Below are 3,646 nucleotides of genomic sequence, written 5' to 3' on the forward strand. Positions count from 1 at the left end.
CGGCGATCGTTGCCGCCCCTTTGCGTATGGCATCCGGATCGTAGGGCGCGGTACCCTGCATCATCGGGGCAAGCGCCTTCATAACGGCCGCCATGGCGGACATCCCGTCCATCCGCTCCTTGACGATGCCCATCGCGCCGCTGTGGGCAAAGGCCGTCGCCGCGACAAGAGTGATGCCGGTCGCAACACTCAGATTTCGTGTCAGTTTCATCGATTTCATCCTTTCTTGTCCTGTCGTTCGAAAACTCTCGGATCAGGACGCGACACGAGGGGGCGGTGGGTCAAAACCATGCTCGATTCCCGGCTCGGTTCGCCCGCGAGCCAGGAAGTGCTGCCGACCCTGCTCGGCAACCGGACGTGGAATCGTCAGAATTTCGACAATGGCTTGAAAGTGGCAATCGATCCCCGGATGACAGTGCCCGGCCAGGTCGCCCTCGTTTGGCTCTGGATGGTGATGGGAAGCGTCATGCGGCATTTCGTATTGCGCCACCACTTGGTGGTCGGAGACGTGCGGGCGGGCAAGTTGAAATGCCATCGGCGCGATCAAAGCGCAAATAAGCACCAGCCCCACGGCGCGGCTCCAGACATTTATGCTCCGGTCGCGCTTCGTCATTGGATCCCGTTCTCCCGCTGCAGTTCCCGGATATAGAGCGTAACCTGTGTGATCTCGGTATCCGAAATATCCTCGACTGGAGGCATGCTTCCGAAGCTCCAGTGATGGGCCCGCACTCCTGTGCGCGCGGCGAGTTGGAACGCCATGTCGCCATGGTGGCTCGGCTTGTAGATCTTGTGGACCAGCGGTGGTGCGATCCCCCATTGACCGGCTGCATTCGTTCCGTGGCAGGAAACGCATTTCTCATCGTATACGGTCTTTCCCAACGTGGCGTCTGCCGACAAACCCTCTGGAAGCCGCACATCGACCATCGGCGCGTCACCACCGCTGGGGTCCTGTTCGTCCGAATTGCTGATCGACAGGGAATTAGACTGAGACATCAGCATCGCGCCCGCGATCGCGCCGACGGCCAAGAGAGGGAATACAATCTGCCTACTCACGAATTCGCGCACCTCTCTTGGCGAACGCCCCTCTGCAGACCCTCCAATGCTGGAGGGTCAACAGCGAGTTCGCGAAAAGATTGCGTGATGGTCTCCGGCCTGCGTCGTCTTCGGGCGGGGGAGCGGCCCTGAAGGCCACGTTCGGGAGACGGGCAACCATACGCTTCACTCCCCCGGCCGCCCAGCATCCATGCCAGGCAGGCTGGCTTGGTAGGCGCGCCTCTCCTCGGGCCAGTTCGCCTTGACGAAGGACAGGATAGCAATGATCTCCGCATCTTCGAGGATGCCCTCGAAAGCCGGCATGTCGCTCTCGTAGCCCGGCACGACCGCCTCGATCCCCAACTTCGTCATCGCGAAAAGATGGGCGTCGGAATGGGTGAAGGAATGTCCGGTGCCGTCCTGCGGCGGAGCCGGCATGCGGCCGGTGTCAAGGCGCCGGCGCCAGTCCGGCTGGCCCTCCCGGTTCTCGCCGTGGCATGCCGCGCAATGCTCTGCATAGAGCGTTTCGCCTACCGCAATGCTCTCTGCACTGGAAGGGGAGCCGAGGAAGGTCACCTCCGCCGGTCCACTGGCTGCGGCGCTCGAAACGCTCGCAAGTGCAAGGGTCGTGGCGGCGAGCAAAGCCGCCGCCTTCCGCTCCGCCGAACCGTTCCCATGATGGGCCTTACTCATGCGAGTAGACCTCGATCCCGTCAGGGCCGTAGGAATAGACTTTGAGCGTGCCGTATTTCTCGCGTGCCATGCCCGGAGAGTTCTGCGGCATTCCCGGCAGAATCAGCCCGGTGATCGCAGGCCGCTCCGTCAGCAGCCGCGCGATGATCTCCTCGGGAATATGGCCATGAACCTCGTAGCCACCGATCTCGGAATGGTGGCAAGACAGCCCTTGTTCGGGAACGCCGGCGGCCATCGCCCGCCGGGCGACATCGGTGTCGTCAACGATCGTCACGTCGTAGCCACGGGTTTGCATATATTCCGCCCATAGGCCGCAACAGCCGCAGCTTGGGTCGCGGTAGACGGTGACCTGTTCCGCGGCCAGGGCGGGCGTCGTGATCACGGCGAGGATTGCAAGGATGCTTTTGTTCATCGGATTTCTCCTTCAAAGGATCGTGGAGGCGGTCCAGGACCGGCCGGCATCCCGGCTGTGGAAAAGCCCGTCGGGGCTGGCCGCGATCAGGGTGTCGGGGTTGGTCGGGTCACCGGCGAGGGCGGTGGCCGCGATCGCGTTTGCCGTCTCCCAGGTCAGCCCGGCATCGGCGCTGATCCAGATACCGGAGGGAAGCGCCGCCCAGAGCCGGCTCGGCGCCGCGGCGGACGAAATGAGGGCTCGTACGGGTTCTCCGGCAGGGAGCGGGCGGGGTTCGGGCGCCTCCGCGCCCTCGACGAGTGCATCCAGCGCGTGTTCGGGTTGCACGTCCTGCCACCGGCAGAAACAGTCGGGGACGCGTTGCAGCCCGGCCGTCGAGCCGCCATAGAGCCAAATACCGCCCATCCCGCTGGCCAGGTCGACCGACGCCAGGCTGAGCACATCCCGCTCCTCTCCGGCGATGAAGGGGCGATCCATCACGAATTCCCAGCTTTCGCCGGCATCCTCGCTGCGCCAGAGCCCGTCACCGGGGATGGCGGCGTAAAGCGTGTCCGGCAGCCGCGCGGCGGTGGCGAGCGCGGAGATCTCAGCCGCTGGCAATCCGCGTCCGCCCAGTATGAGGGTCTCGCCGCGGTTATCCGAAACCGCCACGCCACCACCTTCGAGCGCGACAATCAGACGGCCTGACCTCTCGGGATGCGCTGCGAGCGCCACCGGAGAGGCGCCCGGCCGAGCGCCCTGGCGCCAGGTGGCACCGCCGTCCTCGCTGGTGAGGAAACTGTCGCCAGCGGCAACCGCGCCGCCGCCCGAGAAGGCGAGCGCGCGATACCCTGCCGGCGTCGCGGCCCGTAGTTGCGGCGCCATTGCCATTATCGAGGCCCCAATAGCTCCCCTTAGCAAGGCCCGGCGATTGAACCGAAATCCTGTGAAATCCGTCATGTTCCGTTGTCCATTTGTAGGAATGACGAGGCGCCGTCGCCGGAGAGCGACAGGTCTCGTTACGCGCGCCGGGATGCGGTGCGGCGGCTTATATCAGGAAACGGGGTCGTGGCGGTGTCTGCGCGGGTGGCTCTGCCCAGTTGCGAAAGGCGGCATCGGCATAACCAAAGACGTCGGCATCTCCGGCCACGGGGGGAGCCCATTCGACGGGAAGTGCCGCCAGCTGAGCCGAGGAACAGAACCCGCCGCAGTCCGACGACCCTTCCTGGCTATGCTCATCGCAGTCGGCGCAGTCGAGGGCAGCTATCTGTGTATGCGCCGCCTCGGACATGTCCATCGACAGCGCTCCACCGGCCGCGCCCTGGACGACCGTACCCAGGATGAACGCGACAAACATGCAGGCAGAGAGGAGTCTGATCATGAGTGACATCAGCACCAATATGGCCGCAAGTCGGAGTGTTGTTGATGCGGCTTCGTCGAAAGCGGCGATGACGCGCAGGATGAACAGCCCGCCCGGGGAGCAGACCATCAACCCTCGCGTGCTCGTACGGCATGACGGGCTTAGCCGCG

General features: G+C 64.4%; 7 protein-coding genes. All 7 read right to left on the reverse strand.

Annotated features, from left to right (window positions below; all coding sequences use genetic code 11):
• The coding region (locus ARC39_RS24040) for a cytochrome c (RefSeq protein ID WP_149866541.1) at positions 1-211 on the reverse strand (211 nt) is incomplete at its 3' end.
• Positions 212-253: 42 nt separating this feature from the next.
• Positions 254-613: a hypothetical protein gene (locus ARC39_RS24045; RefSeq protein WP_068119041.1), complete on the reverse strand. Its 360-nt coding sequence runs from the start codon at positions 611-613 to the stop codon at positions 254-256.
• Positions 610-993: a c-type cytochrome gene (locus tag ARC39_RS24050; protein WP_236545384.1), complete on the reverse strand. Its 384-nt coding sequence runs from the start codon at positions 991-993 to the stop codon at positions 610-612. The genes ARC39_RS24045 and ARC39_RS24050 overlap by 4 nt, the downstream gene beginning before the upstream one ends.
• A gap of 225 nt (positions 994-1,218) precedes the next feature.
• Positions 1,219-1,725, reverse strand: a complete 507-nt coding sequence (locus ARC39_RS24055; protein ID WP_068119043.1) for a c-type cytochrome — start codon at positions 1,723-1,725, stop codon at positions 1,219-1,221.
• Positions 1,718-2,137: a DUF411 domain-containing protein gene (locus ARC39_RS24060; RefSeq protein ID WP_068119047.1), complete on the reverse strand. Its 420-nt coding sequence runs from the start codon at positions 2,135-2,137 to the stop codon at positions 1,718-1,720. Before ARC39_RS24060 ends, ARC39_RS24055 begins: the two co-directional genes overlap by 8 nt.
• A 12-nt stretch (positions 2,138-2,149) precedes the next feature.
• Positions 2,150-3,001, reverse strand: coding sequence for a WD40/YVTN/BNR-like repeat-containing protein (locus ARC39_RS24065; RefSeq protein WP_236545385.1), 852 nt, complete (start codon positions 2,999-3,001; stop codon positions 2,150-2,152).
• 163 nt (positions 3,002-3,164) lie between these two features.
• Complete coding sequence (locus tag ARC39_RS24070) at positions 3,165-3,497, reverse strand: hypothetical protein (protein ID WP_236545386.1); 333 nt, start codon at positions 3,495-3,497, stop codon at positions 3,165-3,167.
• Positions 3,498-3,646 lie beyond the last annotated feature (149 nt).

Origin of the sequence: Tropicimonas marinistellae (genome assembly GCF_001509585.1) — a bacterium.
In the GTDB taxonomy this organism is placed as follows: domain Bacteria; phylum Pseudomonadota; class Alphaproteobacteria; order Rhodobacterales; family Rhodobacteraceae; genus Tropicimonas; species Tropicimonas marinistellae.